The sequence below is a fragment of the Lentzea sp. NPDC051838 genome (assembly GCF_040681245.1).
In the GTDB taxonomy this organism is placed as follows: Bacteria; Actinomycetota; Actinomycetes; order Mycobacteriales; family Pseudonocardiaceae; genus Lentzea.
Map to the genome: position 1 here is coordinate 562,387 of NZ_JBFAYI010000001.1, position 17,499 is coordinate 579,885.

The 17,499-nt window shown below is 69.7% G+C and carries 21 protein-coding genes; 16 read left to right on the forward strand and 5 right to left on the reverse strand.

Features of this window, described 5'->3' with window-relative positions; genetic code table 11:
* The first annotated feature begins 118 nt into the window (after positions 1–118).
* The 7 genes from AB0M24_RS02285 to AB0M24_RS02315 are packed head-to-tail and all read left to right on the forward strand — an operon-like array spanning position 119 to position 6,095.
* Positions 119–1,306 carry an ABC transporter substrate-binding protein gene (locus tag AB0M24_RS02285; RefSeq protein ID WP_363759745.1) on the forward strand — a complete coding sequence of 396 codons (1,188 nt, stop codon included), beginning with the start codon at positions 119–121 and terminating at the stop codon, positions 1,304–1,306.
* Between the two features lie 31 nt (positions 1,307–1,337).
* A complete protein-coding gene (locus AB0M24_RS02290; protein WP_363759748.1) occupies positions 1,338–1,697 on the forward strand; it encodes a nuclear transport factor 2 family protein in 360 nt (119 codons plus the stop codon).
* Positions 1,694–2,932, forward strand: coding sequence for an FAD-binding protein (locus AB0M24_RS02295; RefSeq protein WP_363759751.1), 1,239 nt, complete (start codon positions 1,694–1,696; stop codon positions 2,930–2,932). The genes AB0M24_RS02290 and AB0M24_RS02295 overlap by 4 nt, the downstream gene beginning before the upstream one ends.
* Complete coding sequence (locus AB0M24_RS02300; RefSeq protein ID WP_363759753.1) at positions 2,925–3,302, forward strand: hypothetical protein; 378 nt, start codon at positions 2,925–2,927, stop codon at positions 3,300–3,302. Before AB0M24_RS02295 ends, AB0M24_RS02300 begins: the two co-directional genes overlap by 8 nt.
* On the forward strand, positions 3,302–3,622 hold the full coding sequence (locus AB0M24_RS02305; protein WP_363759756.1) for an EthD family reductase: 321 nt from the start codon (positions 3,302–3,304) through the stop codon (positions 3,620–3,622). Before AB0M24_RS02300 ends, AB0M24_RS02305 begins: the two co-directional genes overlap by 1 nt.
* Positions 3,619–5,088: a class I adenylate-forming enzyme family protein gene (locus tag AB0M24_RS02310; RefSeq protein ID WP_363759759.1), complete on the forward strand. Its 1,470-nt coding sequence runs from the start codon at positions 3,619–3,621 to the stop codon at positions 5,086–5,088. The genes AB0M24_RS02305 and AB0M24_RS02310 overlap by 4 nt, the downstream gene beginning before the upstream one ends.
* Positions 5,085–6,095 carry an MBL fold metallo-hydrolase gene (locus tag AB0M24_RS02315; protein WP_363759762.1) on the forward strand — a complete coding sequence of 337 codons (1,011 nt, stop codon included), beginning with the start codon at positions 5,085–5,087 and terminating at the stop codon, positions 6,093–6,095. The genes AB0M24_RS02310 and AB0M24_RS02315 overlap by 4 nt, the downstream gene beginning before the upstream one ends.
* Here AB0M24_RS02315 and AB0M24_RS02320 read toward each other — a convergent pair.
* From AB0M24_RS02320 to AB0M24_RS02330, 3 genes are read right to left on the reverse strand one after another with little or no spacing between them, the layout of a single operon-like run.
* The gene (locus AB0M24_RS02320) at positions 6,092–6,820 is read right to left on the reverse strand and encodes a glucose 1-dehydrogenase (protein WP_363759765.1); all 729 of its coding nucleotides are present in this window, start codon (positions 6,818–6,820) and stop codon (positions 6,092–6,094) included. The two genes, AB0M24_RS02315 and AB0M24_RS02320, sit on opposite strands and share 4 nt — an antisense overlap.
* 8 nt (positions 6,821–6,828) lie before the next feature.
* Entirely contained in the window at positions 6,829–7,872 is a 1,044-nt protein-coding gene (locus tag AB0M24_RS02325) for a phosphotransferase family protein (protein WP_363759768.1), read from the reverse strand.
* Positions 7,824–9,014, reverse strand: coding sequence for an acyl-CoA dehydrogenase family protein (locus tag AB0M24_RS02330; RefSeq protein WP_363759771.1), 1,191 nt, complete (start codon positions 9,012–9,014; stop codon positions 7,824–7,826). Before AB0M24_RS02330 ends, AB0M24_RS02325 begins: the two co-directional genes overlap by 49 nt.
* A 94-nt stretch (positions 9,015–9,108) precedes the next feature.
* On the opposite strand from AB0M24_RS02330, the gene AB0M24_RS02335 reads away from it, so the two are divergent.
* Positions 9,109–9,729 (forward strand): TetR/AcrR family transcriptional regulator, encoded by a 621-nt coding sequence (locus AB0M24_RS02335; RefSeq protein ID WP_363759774.1) that lies wholly within the window; start codon positions 9,109–9,111, stop codon positions 9,727–9,729.
* Between the two features lie 51 nt (positions 9,730–9,780).
* Here the strand turns inward: AB0M24_RS02335 and AB0M24_RS02340 are convergent, their stop codons facing one another.
* Positions 9,781–10,044 (reverse strand): hypothetical protein, encoded by a 264-nt coding sequence (locus tag AB0M24_RS02340; RefSeq protein ID WP_363759777.1) that lies wholly within the window; start codon positions 10,042–10,044, stop codon positions 9,781–9,783.
* Between the two features lie 175 nt (positions 10,045–10,219).
* On the opposite strand from AB0M24_RS02340, the gene AB0M24_RS02345 reads away from it, so the two are divergent.
* Together AB0M24_RS02345 and AB0M24_RS02350 are read left to right on the forward strand one after the other, a co-directional pair.
* The gene (locus AB0M24_RS02345) at positions 10,220–11,098 is read left to right on the forward strand and encodes a helix-turn-helix domain-containing protein (RefSeq protein WP_363759780.1); all 879 of its coding nucleotides are present in this window, start codon (positions 10,220–10,222) and stop codon (positions 11,096–11,098) included.
* 40 nt (positions 11,099–11,138) lie between these two features.
* Complete coding sequence (locus AB0M24_RS02350; protein ID WP_363761546.1) at positions 11,139–11,624, forward strand: hypothetical protein; 486 nt, start codon at positions 11,139–11,141, stop codon at positions 11,622–11,624.
* Here the strand turns inward: AB0M24_RS02350 and AB0M24_RS02355 are convergent.
* The gene (locus AB0M24_RS02355; RefSeq protein WP_363759783.1) at positions 11,572–12,186 is read right to left on the reverse strand and encodes a hypothetical protein; all 615 of its coding nucleotides are present in this window, start codon (positions 12,184–12,186) and stop codon (positions 11,572–11,574) included. The genes AB0M24_RS02350 and AB0M24_RS02355 overlap by 53 nt on opposite strands.
* Before the next feature lie 75 nt (positions 12,187–12,261).
* On the opposite strand from AB0M24_RS02355, the gene AB0M24_RS02360 reads away from it, so the two are divergent.
* The 6 genes from AB0M24_RS02360 to AB0M24_RS02385 are packed head-to-tail and all read left to right on the forward strand — an operon-like array spanning position 12,262 to position 17,478.
* Positions 12,262–14,184 carry a thiamine pyrophosphate-binding protein gene (locus AB0M24_RS02360; protein WP_363759786.1) on the forward strand — a complete coding sequence of 641 codons (1,923 nt, stop codon included), beginning with the start codon at positions 12,262–12,264 and terminating at the stop codon, positions 14,182–14,184.
* Positions 14,185–14,195: 11 nt separating this feature from the next.
* A complete protein-coding gene (locus AB0M24_RS02365; protein WP_363759789.1) occupies positions 14,196–14,618 on the forward strand; it encodes an SRPBCC family protein in 423 nt (140 codons plus the stop codon).
* The gene (locus AB0M24_RS02370) at positions 14,615–15,319 is read left to right on the forward strand and encodes a flavodoxin family protein (protein WP_363759792.1); all 705 of its coding nucleotides are present in this window, start codon (positions 14,615–14,617) and stop codon (positions 15,317–15,319) included. Before AB0M24_RS02365 ends, AB0M24_RS02370 begins: the two co-directional genes overlap by 4 nt.
* Before the next feature lie 59 nt (positions 15,320–15,378).
* Complete coding sequence (locus AB0M24_RS02375) at positions 15,379–15,987, forward strand: sigma-70 family RNA polymerase sigma factor (protein ID WP_363759795.1); 609 nt, start codon at positions 15,379–15,381, stop codon at positions 15,985–15,987.
* Entirely contained in the window at positions 15,984–16,214 is a 231-nt protein-coding gene (locus AB0M24_RS02380; RefSeq protein ID WP_363759798.1) for a zf-HC2 domain-containing protein, read from the forward strand. Before AB0M24_RS02375 ends, AB0M24_RS02380 begins: the two co-directional genes overlap by 4 nt.
* A gap of 31 nt (positions 16,215–16,245) precedes the next feature.
* Positions 16,246–17,478, forward strand: coding sequence for a cation:proton antiporter (locus tag AB0M24_RS02385; protein ID WP_363759801.1), 1,233 nt, complete (start codon positions 16,246–16,248; stop codon positions 17,476–17,478).
* The last annotated feature ends 21 nt before the right edge of the window (positions 17,479–17,499 follow it).

Below are 17,499 nucleotides of genomic sequence, written 5' to 3' on the forward strand. Positions count from 1 at the left end.
GTACTGGCAAGGCTTTTCGGGCCACGCTCCTGATTGGATAGTTTCGCGCGTCTCTTGTCCGGGCGGGGGACCGCAGCTACAGTCAAACTGAACTGAACTCAGGTTGCTAGGAGCCATCATGCGCCTCCGCTCGACGCACGTCAGAGTCGCCAGCGTCGCCGCTTCCCTGGTTCTCGCCCTCACCGCCTGCATGAGCGCGAGCTCGACCGGCACGAACAGCGAAGAGATCACCATCGGTGCCTGGTACCCGTTGTCGGGCGCGGTCAGCGCCTCCGGTGTCCCGCAGCGCGCCGGTGCCGACGCCTACTTCAAGATGATCAACGACCAGGGCGGCGTCAACGGCCGCAAGGTGAACTGGATCGTCAAGGACAACGCGTTCGACCCGCAGCAGACCGTCCAGATCGCCCGCGAGCTGATCGGGCAGAACAAGGTCGCGGCCATCGTCGCGGCGAACGGGACCTCGCAGGCGGAAGCCGCGTTCCCGTTCGTGCTCCAGCAGTCCAAGGTGCCGATCCTGAACGAGCTCGGCGGGCTCGACTCCTGGTACACGCCACCGCGTGCCAACCTGTTCGGCACGCAGACGCTGTACGAGGACCAGGCCGCCGCACTCGGCGAGTGGGTCGCCAAGGACGGCAGGAAGAACGTCGTGGTCGTGCACAGCGACCCCGCCGCGTTCGTGAAGGTCGCCCAGGCGGCCGAGGCCGTCGCCAAGAAGTCCGACCCGTCGATGAGCACCAGCCTGTTCCCGGTGAAGTTCCAGTCCACCGACTACAGCCCGGTCATCAGCCAGCTCACGGGGAAGTCCCCGGACGCGGTGATCCTCATCCTCGCCTCGCCCGAGGCCGCGGCCTTCATGAAGGAAGCCAAGCTGCAGGGCCTGACAGCACCGACGTACGGGTACGCCCCGGTGGCCGCGGCGTCGACCCTCATCCTGGCCGGGCCCGCCGCCGAAGGTGCTCGCGCGGTGCAGTTCGTGAAGTCCCCCAACGACTCCGACCCCGCGGTGCAGGAGTTCCGGGACGCCATGGCCAAGTACGAACCGGGCCAGCCGGCCGACTTCATCGCCCTGTGGGGATGGACCGCGGCGAAGGTGTTCTGCCAGATCGCCAAGACCATCCAGGGGCCGGTCACCTCCGAGTCGCTCGCGAAAGCCTACGAGCAGGCGAAGAACGTCGATCCCGGCGTCGCCCCCGTCATGAGCTTCGGTCCTGACAAGCACATGGGCACGCGGGACGTGCAAAGGGTCGTCGTCAAGGACGGCAAGTGGATCTCGGAGGGGACGTTCTACACGCCACCCACCCGCTGAACACCGCCTCACCGCTCAAGGGAGAGTGACAGTGGCGTTGCGAGAGTATCTGGCCAGCATGGACAGTCAGGACCCGGCCAAAGCCCTCGAGCTGATGGAACCGGACCTGCGATTCCTGATCGCGCTGCCGGGCCGCGAGGTCAGCGGTAAGTCCAAAGAGGACTTCGCGGCGTACATCTCCGGACGTGATGCCGTCGAGCGCGTCCACGAGGTGCTCCGCTACTGCGCGGACGGCGACACCGAGATGGTCTACGGCGTGGTCACCGAGTCCGGCAAGCTGGTGGGCGCGTTCCACTCGGCGGCCGTCGTGTCGCCGCGCGGGCTGATCGCGCGGTACCAGTCGTTCTTCAGCACCTCGTTCGCGCTCGTCGACTGGCCGGTGAGCTCATGAGCACGGAGTTCGACACCGTCGTGCTGGGCGCGGGGCTGGCCGGCCTCTCCGCGGCGGTCACCTCGGCCACCGAGGGCGCCAGGACGCTGGTGCTCGAACGCGCACCGGCGATCGGCGGTTCCGCGGCGATCTCGGGCGGGTACGTGTGGGCGATCGAGAACGAGAAAGCGTTGCGCCGCGAGGATCCCGGCCGCTACCAGCGGCACGGCCTGGTGGTGGTCGACGGCTACCACGACGCGATCATGTGGCTGTCCGGCTTCGCTCCGCCTGTGACAGGGGAGGAGCGGGCACTCGCGGGGCGCGGGCACAAGTTCGACATGCCGCTGCAGCTCGCACTCCTGTGCCGGGCGTGCACCGCGGCAGGCGGGCGGATCGTCACTGACGCGGTCGTGGACGACGTGACCCGGCACGGGGACGGCTATCAGCTCGACGTGACCACTCCGGCCGGACGACAACGGATCACGACCAGGTCGCTGGTGCTCGCGACGGGTGGGCGCCAGGCGGACCCGGACGTCCGCGCCGGGCTCGTCGGCGGCGGGTTCGTCCCGCCGCTGCGGTCGAACCCGTGGTCGCGCGGTACGGGTGCGGCACTGGCGGCGAAGCTGGGTGCCTCGGTGAACACCGACAACACGGGTTTCTACGGACACTTGTTCGCGGCGGGCGCCGAGCCGCTCAGTCCGATCGAGTACATCGCGTTCGCGCTGTACCACAGCGATTCGGGGGTGCTGCTGGACGCGTCCGGGCGGCGGTTCGCCGACGAGACGCGTGGTGACCACAACAACGCGATGGCACTGGCAGCGCGCGGTGGTCGCGGTCTGCTGCTCTGGTCGGAAAAGGTGCAACGAGAGGCGGCCGAGACGCCGTTCGTTCCCGGCAGCCCGCAACTCGACCGCTGGGCTTATTCACGCGACCGGGGCGGTCGCGTCGGCGTTGTGGACAACGCCCTGGGTTTCGAGCTGGACGCGGAAGCACGCGCGAGGCTCGGCAGCGGCCGGGTGTTCACCGCCGAGGTCGTCCCCGCGGTCACGTTCACGTTCGGCGGGATCGAGGCGGACGAGGCCGGCACGGCACTCGACGTCGCCGGTCAGCCGATCGACGGACTTTTCCCAGTGGGCGCGGATCTGTCCGATGTGTACCACGAGGGTTATGGCGGCGGGTTGTGCCTGGCCGTCGTCTCCGGCCGCCGCGCGGGCAGGATGGCCGCACTGCGCACGAAGGAGGTTCACCGTGCTTGAGGACAAGGCGCCGTTCCTGACGGCGTGGTTCGAGATCATGGACAGCGACACGCCGTCGCGGATCCTGGACCTGATCGACGACGACTTCTCGTTCTCGATCCTGTTCTCCACGGACGCCGGCGCGACCGACTTCGCGGGCGGCCGGGCCGCGATGGAGGGCTATCTCGCCCAGCGCGAGAAGGGCACGCTGACGCATCATCGACTGGCGGCGGGCACCGTCGGCCGCGACGAGTTCTTCCTCGGCGAGGTCCGGCGGGCCGGTGAACCCGTCGCGAACTTCGTGGCGGCGGGCCAGATCAGCGACGCCGGTCGGCTGGAACGGCTGCTGATCGGCCGTTCGCCCGGTGTGCGGTTCGAAGGAGGCCGGTGATGTACACCCTGGTGCTGCTGGCGGCGAGGCCGCCGGAGTGGACCCACGAGCAGTTCATCACCTGGTGGCGGACCGACCACGCCGAGCTGACGTACCGGCTGCCGGGGCTGCGGTCGTGGCGGCACACCGAGATCGAGGCGGCGTTCGAGCCGCGGTCGGAGGGCTGGGACGGCATGTCCGTGCTCGGCTTCGACAGCGAGGAGGACCTGCGCAAGGCACTGCACAGTCCCGAATGGGCCGCGGCGGTGGCGCAGGTCGGGGACATGCGCGGCAGGCGGATCGCGGTCATGGGCACCGAACGGGAGATGGTCGCGGAATGAAGAGAGCGGTGCTGGACTTCGCCGAACGCACCGAACGGGCGGACTTCGTCGCTGTGGTCGACGACGAGGGCGAGCACACCGCGCTGGATCTGCTCCACCGCGCGAAGGAGCTCGCCGACGTCATCGGACCCCGCGGCACCGTGCTGGTCCAGGCCGACAACTCGTGGCGCACGGTCGTCGCGGCGCTCGCCGTCGGCCTGACCGGTGGTGTCCTCGCGGCGGTCAACCGCCACACCACGCGCGCCGAGTTCGCGGCGGCGTTCGACGACATCAGGCCTGACGTCGTCGTGGCCGAACCGTCCGCTGTGGACGAATGGGGTGTCGGCGGGCAGGCCGCGGAGGTGCTCGACGGCTGGACCGCGGTGGCTGCGGAGGAACGCTCGGATGCCGATCGGTGGAACGGCGGTGTGTTCATCGGGCTGACGTCCGGGTCGACCGGCCGCGCCAAGGGTGTCGTGCAGTCGGAGGAGGCGTTGAGGTACGCCTGCGAGCGCACGATCGTGATCAACCGGCTCGCCGCCGGTGACGCCGTGGCCGCGATCGTGCCGCTGTCCTCGACCGCCGCGTTCTGCTTCGGCGTCTACTGTTCATTGCTCTTGTGCGGCCCGCTGGTGCTGACCGCGAAGTGGGACCCGCCCATCGTGGTGCGACGACTGGCCGAGGCGCGGGCGCGGTGGACGATGTGCGTGCCGACCATGGCGTTGCAGCTGGCCGCCGTGGCCGAACCGCGGGCGTTGAGCGGAGTTCGTTCCATCACGGTCGGCGGTGGACCGATGGACCGCGCCGCGCTCGCCCGCGCCGAGACCACGCTCGGTACCCGGATCCTTCGCGTCTTCGGCATGTCGGAGTGCCTCGGCCACACCTCGCCGTTGCCCGACGAACCGGAGGAGATCCGGCTGGGTCACGACGGAAGGCCGTTCCCCGGCACGGAACTGCGTGCCGTGTCACCGGAAGGCGCCGTGCTCGGACCGGGTGAGGTCGGGCGTGCGCAGGTGCGCGGCCCGTCGCTGTTCCTCGGCTACACGCGGGACGGCAGGGTCGAACCCCCGGAGCTGACCGGTGACGGGTTCTTCCCGACCGGTGACCTCGTGATGTCCGATGTGGACGGACTGGTCACGATCATGGGGCGGGAGAAGGACGTCATCATCCGCGGTGGCCGCAACATCGACATCACCGAGATCGAACGCGCGATCTCCGGGTACGCGAGGCTGGACCACTCCTGTGTGGTGCCGGTGCGCGACGACGTGCTGGGGGAGCGGGTGGCGTTGCTCGTCGTGCCTCGCGGGGACGGCCCCGTCGAGCTGGGCGAGATCACCGGGTTCCTGAGGGACGCCGGGTTGTCGAAGGCGAAGTGGCCGGAGTTCGTCTACGTCGTCGAGGCGTTGCCGCAGACCAGGGTCGGGAAGCTCGACCGGGTCCGCGCGCGTGAGCTGGCCGGTGAACTGCACGCGAAGGACCTGTCGTGAGCTTCGACCGCGGCAGGTGGGCGACCGGCGGCACGGAGACGGTCGCGCCCGGCGTGCACCGGATCCCGTTGCCACTGCCGAACGACGGCCTGCACGCGGTCAACGTCTACGTGCTGGAGCAGGACGACGGTCTCGTGCTGATCGACGGCGGCTGGACGTTGCCCGAGTCCATCGCCGTGCTGCGGGACGCGCTGGCGGGCCTCGGCCGCCGGATCACCGAGATCACCGACGTGTTCGTCACCCACATCCACCGCGACCACTACACGCAGGCCGTCGACCTGCGCCGCCGGGTCGGCGCGCGCGTGCACCTCGGCGCGGGCGAGGAGCCTGGGCTGTCGATGCTCGCGGAACTGCGCACCGACGTCCCGGTGAGCTCGCTCGCGACCCTGCGCAGGGGCGGGGCGGGTGAGCTGGCCGGGCGGCTCACCGACGGCTACGGCGAGTTCGACCCGTCCGGCTGGGAGACACCGGACACGTGGCTGGAGGCGGGTGTGCTGCCGCTCGGGCTGCGGGTCGTGCCGACGCCGGGGCACACGCGGGGACACGTGGTGTTCCTGGACGAGGAGCGCGGCGTGCTGTTCTCCGGCGATCACGTGCTGCCGCACATCACTCCGTCGATCGGGTTCGAGCTGGGCACGCCCGATCTGCCGCTCGGCGACTACCTCGACTCGCTGCGACTGATGACGACGTTCCCGGACACCCGGCTGTTCCCCGCGCACGGGCCGGTCTCGACCAGCGTCCACACGCGCGTCGAGGAACTGCTGGACCACCACGACAGGCGGCTCGCGGAGACCGAGGACGCCCTGGGTGCCGGAGCGAGGGACGGCCTCGAGGTCGCACAGAAGCTCGGTTGGACGCGCCGCTCGGTCGCGTTCGACGACCTGACCGACTTCAACCGGATGCTCGCGGTGAACGAGACGGTGGCGCACTTGGACGTCCTCGTGGCACGCAAGAGGGCCACGATGTCCGAAGTGGACGGTGTGGCCCGCTACCGCCTGAGCCCCTAGCGGGCTGTCCAGCCTCCGTCGACGTAGAGCTCGGACCCCGTCACGAAGCTGGAGTCCTCCGAAGCCAGGAACACCACCGCACCGGAGACCTCGTCGGTCCGCCCGAGCCTGCCGAGCGGTGTCCCGTCGACCATGGCCGCGTACCGGCTGGTCCCGTGCCACAGCTCGCGGGACAGCGGCGTCTCGATGAACCCCGGATGCACCGAGTTGACCCGGACGCCCCGCTTTCCCCAGTGCAGCGCGGCGTTCTTCGTCATCAGCCGGACGGCGCCTTTCGCCGCGTGGTAGGAGAAGTGCGTCCCGAACCCGCCGACGGTGCCGAAGATGGACGCGATGTTGACGATCGAGCCGCCGCCGGCGCGTTCGATGGCGGGGCCGGTGTGCTTCATGCCGAGCCACACCCCGCGCTGGCTGACCGCGATGACCTTCTCCCAGGTCTCCATCGTCTCCGTCTCGACCGTCCACGGCTCGCCGATGCCCGCGTTGTTCACCAGCACGTCGACCCTGCCGATCTCCGCCACGACGCTCTGCCAGGCCTCCTCGGACGTGACGTCGAGCGCGAGGCCGAGCGCGTCCGGGAGTTCGGCGGCGAGGGCTTCGCACCGTTCGGCGTCGACGTCGGTCACCACGACCCTGGCGCCTTCCGCGGCGAGACGGCGGCTGATCGCCTCACCGATGCCTCCCGTGGCGCCGGTGACCAGCGTGACTTTTCCGGGCAGTCGCATGGATCCTCCTAGGCGAGCAGGTCGTGGCCCAGAGCGAGCAGATCGGGCACCGCGGAGCCGACGGTGTCGAAGCCGGTGCCGACGGTCCGCCCGGCGAGGTGCCTGGCGTGGATGCCCTCGGCGATGACGGCGAGCTTGAAACACGCGAGCGCCTGGTGGAACCGGAGCCCGGACAGGTCACGGCCGGACCGCCGGGCATACCGCTCGGCGAGGTCGTCCGCGGGTGGAAATCCCGTGTTGGCGCTGGGGACGTGCCGGACGCCCAGCACCGGCGTCACGACCGGGTCCCAGTAGAGGAGCAGCAGGCCGAGATCGGTGAGCGGATCGCCGAGCGCGGCCATCTCCCAGTCGACGATCGCCGCGATCCGGCCGGGGTCGCCGGGAGCGAGGATCGTGTTGTCCCAGCGGTAGTCGCCGTGCACGAGGGCGGCGCCGCTCTGCCGTGGCAACGCGGTGACGAGCCGGGCGTGCAGGTCCTCGACCGCGGTGGAGTCACGGGTGGCGACCCGGTCCCACTGCCCGCGCCAGCGAGTCACCTGCCTCGATGCAAACCCTTCGGGACGGCCGAAGTCGCCGAGCCCGATCTCCGCGGGGTCGAGTGCGTGCAGCGCGGCCAGCTCGTCGACGAGCGCCTCGGCACATCTTCGTGCGTCCTCTGTGGACAAAACGGTGCCGTCGCGCACCACCAGCCCGTCCACGTGCTCAACAACGGTGAACGGCACGCCGATCACCCCGAGGTCGGTGCAGGAGAACACGGTCCGCGGCACCGGGACGTCCGTCGGCCCGAGCGCGGCCATGACCCGGTACTCGCGCCCGACGTCGTGGGCCGTGGGGGTGAGCGGTCCCAGTGGCGGGCGGCGCAGCACCCAGCGCCGGGTCCCGTCCGTCACCACGTAGGTCAGGTTGGAGCGGCCGCCGTGCAGGAGCTCGATCCGGACGGGACCACTGCCGATCTCCCGTGCGAAGAACCGTCGCACGGCCTCGGTGTCGAGTCCGGCGACGGTCATCGCGCCGCGGCCCTGGCCTTCGCGGCGCGCCGGGCGATCGCCCACCGGTGCGTCTCGGACGGGCCGTCGTAGATGCGGAACGGCCGGACCTCCCGGTACAGCCGCGAGAGCGGGGTGTCCGCGGAGATCCCCAGCGCGCCGCAGATCTGCACCGCCCGGTCGACCACGCGGTGCACGGCCTCGGCGACGAACGTCTTGGCGATGGAGGTCTGCTGCGCGCCGGGACGCACCTGGTCGAGCTCCCAGCACGCCTGCCACAGCAGTGCCCGCGCCGCCGCGATGTCGATCTCCGAGTCGGCGACGAGCTGCTGCACCATCCCCAGCTGGTCGAGCGGCCGGCCGAACGCGGACCGGGTGGCGGCGCGGTCGAGTGCGACGTCCTGTGCCCGCACGGCGATGCCGAGCCAGCGCATGCAGTGCGTGAGCCGGGCGGGCCCGAGCCGAACCTGGGCGTAGTCGAATCCGCGGTCGATCTCGCCGAGCACCGCGTCGTCCGGGACCTCGCAGCCGTCGAAGAGCACCTCGCTGTGCCCGCCGAACAGCCCTTCGTCGAGGGTCTTGATGTTGCGGACGATCTTCATGCCGGGGTTGTCGGCGTCGACCAGGAACATCGTCGCGCCGCCGGCGTCACCCGGTGCGCCGCTGGTCCGTGCCATGCAGATGGTGAACGCGGCACCGTCAGCCCCGCTGATGAACCACTTGTGGCCGTCGATCCGCCAGCCGCCGGGGATCCGGGTGGCGGTGGTGGTCAGCGCCCTCGGATCGGACCCGGCGCCCGCGGGCTCGGTCATCGCGAAGCACGACCGCACATCGCCCCTGGCCAGTGGCGCGAGGTAGCGCTCTCGCTGCGCCTCGGTGGCCACCTTCTCCAGCAGGTGCGCGTTGCCCTCGTCCGGCGCGGCGATGTTCAACGCGAGCGGCCCCAGCAGCGAGTACCCGGCCGCCTCGAACACGACGGCCTGACCGCGCAGGTCGAGCCCGAGCCCACCCCACCGCGGTGACACGTGAGGGCTGAACACCCCGGCGTCGCGCGCCGCCTGCTGCAGCCGCAGCCGCAGTGGCTCCGGCCCGTCGTGCAGCACGCCGTCACACGCCTGTTCCTCCGCGATGACGACGTGCCGGACGAACTCCCTGACCCGCGCCGCGATCCGCGTGGCCCGCTCGTCGGCTTCGAACTCGATCGGCACTCGACCTCCAGATGGCTAATGCTCATTAGCCATGACAACTCTCTGGTCTGCCGATGTCAAGACAATCGTGGCTAACATCCGCTAGCCTGTCGGCGTGAAGGTGGAACGACCGCATCGACCGGGCGACGTGCCCGCTGCCCTGCCCGGCGACCGTGCCGCCGCGATCCGCGTCGCGGCCCTGCGGCTGTTCGCCACGCAGGGCTACCGCGCGACGACGATGGCCGACATCGGCGCGGCGGTGGGCATCCGCGGCCCCAGCATCTACAAGCACGTGTCGGGCAAGCAGGTGCTGCTGGCCGAGATCATGCTCGGCACGATGGACGCCCTGATCGCGACGCACGCCGAGGCCGCCGGCAGTGCCGCCGACGTGCGGGACCAGCTGCGCCGCGCGGTGGAGGCGCACGTCCGGTACCACGCCCGCCACCAGCTGGAGGCGTTCGTCGGCAACCGCGAGATCGCGAACCTCGACCAGCCGGACCGCGACCGCGTCCTGCGCCGCCGCGGCACCTATGAGCGCAGCTTCCGCAAGCTCATCGAACGCGGCGCCACCGAAGGCGTGTTCGACGTCCGTTCGGCGCGCCTCGCCTCGTACTCGATCCTCGACATGGGCATGGGCGTCGCGAACTGGTTCCACGACGGCGGCGAGTTCTCGGTGGAGCAGCTGGCCTACCAGTACGGCGACCTCGCCCTGCGCCTGGTCGGCTGCCAGGCCTGATCGTGTGTTGCGGTCCCGCGACGTCCTCCCTCGTCGCGGGACCGATTCTCGCTACGGCCGGGGCAGTTCCGCAGTGCCCGACCGTGCGGTGTGGCTCGTGTGGACGTCCGCGTGCCAGGTGGCCAGTGCGAGGTTGACCGACGACTGCACGTTTTCCAACTGCAATTGCATGAGTGACATCGTCGGGGCGATCCGGGCGGTCATTTCCTGTCGAACGTAGTGGACGCAGGCCGCCACTCCGATGAGCAGGCCGAGCAATGCTCCAACAAAAAAGATCAACACGAACATTGCGACCACCGTCCCGACTTCGGTCAAGCCGCCCAATTCTGAAGGCCAGTATGAGGCAGTTTGGTGCCCAGTCAAGGTTCGCTTTCAGGGAGGCTTCGGTGATGTTAAGCTGTACTTAAAGCGCCTCCTGCTACGAAGGCAGGCGATGGTTGACGCTGGAGGTGGGAGTGAAGTGAAGGGTCGAGAAATAAAGCTGGGCGAGGTGCTCACGCTCCTGATCGATCGGAGCGTGTACAGCAGAAATCGACGCCCCATCCACGATGCCGTTGGCGTCAGCGCGGCCGCGTTGTCGCAGTACACCCGCGACCAGACGCGTCCGAGCCTGCAGAAGCTGGTGGCGCTCGCCGACTTCTTCGGTGTCAGCCTGGACTACCTCGTCCACGGTGAGCCGACAGGGCCAATGTTGGATCCCAGTCCGCTCGCGAGATACGTCGACCACGCGCTGAGCGACATTCAGGCCAAGGCCAGCAGGCAGTCCGCGCTTGTGGCGAGGTTGGGCAGACTTCTGGCTGAGCACATTGAAACCGCCGCTCAGCAGCTCGGAACCGCGGTCGGCGAAGGCCTTATCCTCGACGACGAAGCACTGCGGTTGGAGCGATACTGCGTCGCGGCGGACATCATGCCTCTCAACCTGGGCTTCAACGTGATCAGTATGGATGGTGGGACCGCCGCGCCAGGTCAGTTCCTGCACACCGTGGCCGAGAACTTGCAAAAGGGTTGCAAATACAGATTTCTGCTGACGGGGAATCTTGCCGAACAGGATGACGTGGTACGCAGGTTCCGCTCGTTGCTCAGTGCCCGGGCTGGTTCGGATCGGGTGTATCAGAACTGCACGTTCCGGCGTACTGAGCAGCCGGTGATGGCATATGCCGTGTTCTACCGGCTGGACGTCGAATCGTTGGTTCACCATGAACCGCTCCTTTACGAGCAGTTTTCCGGGTACGTGGACGACGACGGGCAGCTCGGTTATGTGGTTCGCCCGAACAACGAGTCCAACGTGGACATTCTGATGGGCAAAGATCGCGTGACGCCTGCCCGGCAAGCGTTCGGGGCCTTATGGGCTGGTGCCGCACAACTTTGAACCGCTTGCGGCGGGCCGACACTACGCTCGCGCACCGTGACTGGCGCGAGTTGCGCAGGTCGTCGAGGTGCGTTGCCATCCGAATGCCGACCGGGTCTGGGTGGCGTGGGTCGACTTCGGCCAGCGTGAACCGTCCAAGGTCGTCTTCGGCGGACCGCCCCTGCTCGCAGTGGGGGACAAGGTGCCCTACGCACCACCCGGCGCGCGGCTGCCCGGACGCAAGAAGATGCGCCGGCGCCGTTACCGGGGCGTCGACTCGTATGGGATGTTCTGCAGCCTGGCGGAGCTCGGCTGGGATCCCTCGGGGCCTGATGAGGTCGTGCTCCTGCGGACAGACCTGGAGCCCGGCAAGCCACTCGATTGCGTCGACTGGCCGACGGTCGTCCGCGAGCCCTGCGAACGAGTTCACAGCGTGCGGCGGCTCCATGCGGTCCTGCAGGTCGGCGACCGCCGCCTGATCCTCCCGGTGATCGTCAGAGCAGATCACTCTTCGCCGCTTCGGCGCGCCCTTCCTGGAAGAAAGTGACGATCGAGTCCAGCCGGGACAGCGGGTAGGCGGCGCCGAACGCCGTGTTCCAGAACGCCCCGGCGCGCTGCTTCCACGGACCGACGTAGGCGTACGGCTCGGTGAAGTGCTTGTCGCCGGGCGAGATTCCGTAGTTGACCTCGTCGAGGGCGATGCCGAGGTCGAAGTGCTCCGGCCAGAGCACGGGCGTCTGGTCAGGTGCGAACTCGCGCATTGCCCTGTCACCCTGGGCGAACGCGTCGGCGATGACCACGGCGGCGTCCGGGTCGACGTCGACGACCTCGTCGGGTGTGACGCCGGAGCCGTCGCGGTAGACGTCGTTCAACGGCCGGACCTGCAACCCGGCGGCCAGCGCCAGATCGGCGGAGGTGCCTTTGAGCGGGAGTCTGAGGCCGTTCGCGACCAGGTGGTCGCCCTCCACGCGCAGGTCCGGTTCGGCGACGGTGCCGAAGCCGCCGGGGGTGATCCGCAGGCGGATCGTGCCGCTGCGGTCGAACTGGGGGCCGGCGAGCACCAGTTCGGCGATGCCGTGCAGCGCTCGGCGGGTTGCGTCGAAATTCATGTCGTCTCCTCGTGTAACGCCGGTCCGGTGCGCGGGAACTGAGGTGTCAGTGTCGGCTCACCGAGGAGGCGTTACATGTCGTGGCATCGGGTGGATCCCTCGGACGTCCCCGAGGACGGACGGGTGCGCAGCGTCGTCGTGGACGGCCGGACCGTCGCGTTGTCGCGGTGCGGGGCCGGCCTGGGCGCGCTGGAGAACCGGTGCCCGCACCAGGGCGGCCCGCTGGGGGAGGGCGCGATCGAGAAGGGCTGGCTGCGCTGCCCGTGGCACGGGTACGACTACCACCCGCTGACCGGCAAGCCGCCCGCCGGGTTCTCCGACGGAGTGCCGTCGTACGCGGTGGAGGAACGGGCCGACGGCGTGTACGTCGAGCTTCCGGAACTGGACACACGGCCGCGCAGCGTCGCGGACGCGATGGTCGAGACGCTGGTCGCGCACGGCGTGACGCACGTGTTCGGCATGGTCGGCCACTCCAACCTCGGGTTCGCGGAGGCGTTGCGCCGCGCGGAACAACGCGGTGAGCTGACCTACGTCGGCATCCGGCACGAAGGCGCCGCCGCGTTCGCCGCGAGCGCGTACGGCAAGCTGACCGGACGGCCCGCGGCCTGCTTCGCGATCGCCGGGCCGGGTTCCACCAACCTGCTCACCGGGCTCTACGACGCCAAGCTCGACCAGGCGCCGGTCGTCGCGATCTCCGGGCAGGTGCCGTCGAAGGTGCTGGGGCGGGGCGCGTTCCAGGACGTCGACCTGTCGTCGGTGTTCAAGGACGTGTCGGTGTCCACCACGACCGTCCACAGTGGAAGCGATCACGCTGAGCTCGCCGCGCTGGCGGTCAAGCACGCGATCGACGGACGCGGTGTCGCCCACCTCGTGCTGCCAGACGAGGTGCAGGTGCTGGCGTCCGAGGCCAGGGCCGCGACACCCGACGGGAGGCTGTCGGACCGCCGGACGCGACCGGACGACGCCGCGTTGTCCACGGCCGCGGCGCTGATCCGGGACGCCCGCAGGCCGGTGCTGATCGCCGGGCACGGCGCGTGGAACGCCCGCGCCGAGGTGCGGATGCTCGCGGAACGGCTGAACGCCCCGGTGCTGACCACGTTCAAGGCGAAGGGCCTGATTCCGGACTCGCATCCGCTGGCGTGCGGCGTGCTCGGCCGCAGCGGCACGCCGGTCGCGAGCTGGCTGATGAACGAGTCGGACCTGCTCGTGGTGGTCGGGGCGTCGTTCGCGAACCACACGGGAATCGCGCCGTACAAGCCGATCGTGCAGATCGACGACGACCACGCCGCCATCGGCCGGTTCGACGCCGTCACCGCCGACGTCCTCGGCGACGCCGCGCTCACGCTGACCGCGCTGTCGAACGCGCTGGACGAGGTGAAGGCGACCGACCAGCGCCCGGACGTGGCCGCACGCTGGGAGATCTGGCGTCACGAGAAGGCTCGCCGCGCCGCCGACGACCGCGGGCGAGGCGTGTCCGCGGCGGCCGTGTTCGCCGCGCTGTCGCAGCACCTGAGCGCCGACGCCGTGGTGACGGTGGACGTGGGCAACCACGCGTACTCGCTCGGCCGGTACCTGGAGTCGAAGGGCCAGCCGGTGCTCATGTCGGGCTACCTCGGGTCGATCGGCTTCGGGTATCCGGCGGCGATCGGCGCGTGGGCGGCCGCGCCCGGCAGGCCGATCGTCGCGGTCACCGGAGACGGCGGGTTCGGCCAGTACGCCACCGAGCTGACCACGGCGGTGAAGTACGGGATTCCGATCAAGCACGTGCTGCTGAACAACAACGCCCTCGGCAAGATCAGCAAGGAACAGCTGGCCGAGGACTACCCGGTCTGGCACACCTCGCTGCACAACCCCGACTGGGCTGACTACGCCCGGTTGTGCGGCGCGACCGGCATCCGCGTCGACCGGCGTGACCAGCTCGACGAGGCGATGATCGAGCTCTTCGCCGCGGAAGGACCCGCTCTGCTGTGCGTCGAACAGGACGCCGAACTCCTCTGAAAGGACCCTCGATGCCCAGGATCGTGACCAGCGCCCTGCTCGACGCACCACCGGACGAGGTGTGGCCGCTGCTGCGCGACTTCTCCGCCATCGGCTCGTGGCACCCGCACCTGCCGCCTCCGGAGGTGCACGGAGCAGGCGACCAGGTGGGCGCGGAACGAACGTTCCCTGCCATCGGCGGCCTGCGCGAGAGACTCGTGGCGCTGGACGACGACGAGCGCACCACCCGCATCGCCTTCCAGGACAGCGGCGGCCTGCCGGTGCGCGACTACCGCGCGGCCCTGCGCGTCACGCCCGCCTCCGACTCGCGGTCGCTCGTCGAGTGGACCGCCGACTTCGACTGCGACCTGTCCGACGAACCCGCGGTGGTCGCCACGGTCAGGGACGGCGTGTTCCTGCCCGGCCTGGCCGCGCTGAAGGAGCGATTCGCATGACCGACTACTCCGACCTCAAGGCGTTGTTCATCAACTGCACGCTGAAGCGCTCGCCGGACCGCAGCCACACCGAGGGACTGGTGGACGTCAGCCGGTCGATCATGGAGAAGCAGGGCGTGCGGGTCGAGGTGATCCGCGCGATCGACCACGACATCGCGACCGGCGTGTGGCCGGACATGAGAGAGCACGGCTGGGCGTCCGACGCCTGGCCGGAGATCTACGAGCGCGTGATGGCCGCCGAGATCCTGGTGATCGCGGGCCCGATCTGGCTCGGCGACAACAGTTCCGTGACCAAGCAGGTGATCGAACGGCTCTACGCCTGCTCGCACCTGCTCAACGACGCCGGCCAGTACGCGTACTACGGCCGGGTCGGCGGCTGCCTGATCACGGGCAACGAGGACGGCGTGAAGCACTGCGCGCAGAACGTCCTCTACAGCCTGCAGCACCTCGGCTACACGATCCCGCCGCAGGCCGACGCGGGCTGGATCGGCCCCGCGGGACCCGGACCGTCCTATCTGGACCCCGGCTCCGGCGGCCCGGAGAACGACTTCACCAACCGCAACACCACGTTCATGACCTGGAACCTGCTGCACATGGCGCGGATGCTCAAGGACGCGGGCGGCATTCCCGCGCACGGCAACCAGCGCTCGGGATGGGACGCCGGATGCCGGTACGACTTCGACAACCCCGAGTACCGGTAGTTCTTACGAAACCCTTCGCAACCCCGGTGTCGTGCCCAGCCGGGAGTAGATTCCAGCGCGTGCTGCCCTCGGACGACGTGCTCGTCGCCGGACTCCGGTCCGGCGACGAGACGACGTTCGCCTCGCTGCTGGACTCCTGGTCGTCCTCGATGCTGCGGCTCGCGCGGGCGTTCGTGTCGACGGACGCCTCGGCCGAGGAGGTCGTGCAGGACACCTGGCTGGCCGTGATCCGCGGTGTGCACGGGTTTCACGGCACGTCGTCGCTGCGCACCTGGGTGTACCGGATCCTGGTCAACACGGCGAAGAAGCGAGGCGTGAAGGAGAAGCGCACGGTTCCGTGGACCAGCGTCGAACCCGATGGCGGCCCGACGGTCGACCCGTCGCGGTTCCGCGGTGCCGACGACGCCTATCCCGGTCACTGGCGGGACTTCCCGGAGCCGTGGGCGCTCAACAGCGAGTTCCACGACGTGGTGGGCAAGGCGCTGGACGAGCTGCCGGAACGGCAACGCGTGGTGGTGGCGTTGCGCGACGTGGAGGGGCACACGTCGGAGGAGGTGTGCGCGATGCTGGAGATCTCGCCCGCGAACCAGCGGGTGCTGCTGCACCGGGGCCGCGCTCTCGTCCGCACCCGGCTGGAGGCTTATCTGGCGACCGGGGGAGCCGCATGACCTGCGAGGAGTTCGTCGAGCTCGTCACCGCGTTCCTCGAGGGCGCGCTGGACGAGCGGAGCGAACACGCCTTCGTGGAGCACCTCGCCGAGTGCCCTGGTTGCGAGCGCTACCTCGACCAGTTCCGCGCCACCATCTCCGAACTGGGGGAGCTGCCGGCGGAGTCCCTGTCGGACGACACCCGCGACCGGTTGCTCGACGCTTTCCGGAACTGGCCGCGGGCGTAACGCCTGCGCCCGCCGGTGGCACTGAACCTCCATGCCCGATGTGGAGTTCGTGAACCTGCTGATCGTCGCGGCGATCGCGGTGACCGCGCCGTTGCTGCTCGGCTTCGCGCCGCGGCTGCGCGTGCCGGCGGTCGTGCTGGAGATCGTCGCCGGGATCGTGGTCGGCCCGTCGGGGTTCGGCTGGGTGAAGATCGACCTGCCGGTGCAGATCGTGGCGTTGCTGGGTCTCGCGTTCCTGCTCTTCCTGGCAGGGCTGGAGTTCGACCCGCGTCGTCTGCGCGGCCCGACCACGTGGCTCGCCCTGCTGGGCTACGCGATCAGCATCGGCGTCGGACTGGTGATCGGTCTCGGCTTCGGCGCTGCGGAGTGGGTGCGCAGCCCGCTGTTGCTCGCGGTGGCGTTGTCCGCGACTTCGCTGGGTCTGGTCGTGGCGGTGCTCAAGGACACCGGGCGGCTCGACTCCGCGGCCGGGCAGTCGACGATCACGGCCGCCTCGGTCGCCGACTTCGCCGCCATCGTGCTGCTGTCACTGGTGTTCTCGACGACCGGAGGCACGGTCACCGGCCGGGCGGGGTCGCTGGCGGTGTTCGCGGGGCTGGTCGTGGTCACCGGGCTCGTCATCGCGTTCGCGGGCCGGTCGCACCGGCTCGGAGACGTGTTGTCGCGGCTGCAGGACACGACCGCGGAGATCCGGGTGAGAGCCGCGGTGCTGCTGCTGGTGGCGTTCGTCGCGCTGGCTGAGCGGATCGGGCTGGAGACGATCCTGGGCGCGTTCCTCGCCGGCGTGGTGGTGAGCCTGGTCGACCGCGACACCTCGTCGCACCCCCGGTTCCGGATCAAGCTGGAGGCGGTCGGCTACGGCTTCCTCATCCCGGTCTTCTTCATCACCAGCGGGGTGCGGCTCGACCTGAGCGGGCTGCTCGCCGAGCCCTCCGCCCTCGCGCGGGTGCCGCTGTTCCTCCTCGCGCTGCTGCTCGTTCGTGGTCTGCCCGCGCTCGTCTTCGTCCGCACCCTTCCTGCGCGAGAGGTGGCGGCGGTGGGCCTGCTGCAGGCGACCTCGCTGCCGTTCATCGTCACGGCGACGCAGATCGGCGTGGTGCTCGGCGCGATGTCCGCGGTGACGGCCGCCGCGCTCGTCTGCGCCGGACTGCTGTCGGTCCTGTTGTTCCCGGCCGGCGCCGTCAGCCTGTTGTCCAGTCGTAACACAGACCCGACGAACGAAGGTGCACACGGAGTGGACGGTCGTCCTACCGTCGGTGACTGATCGGAAACCCTGCACCCGGCG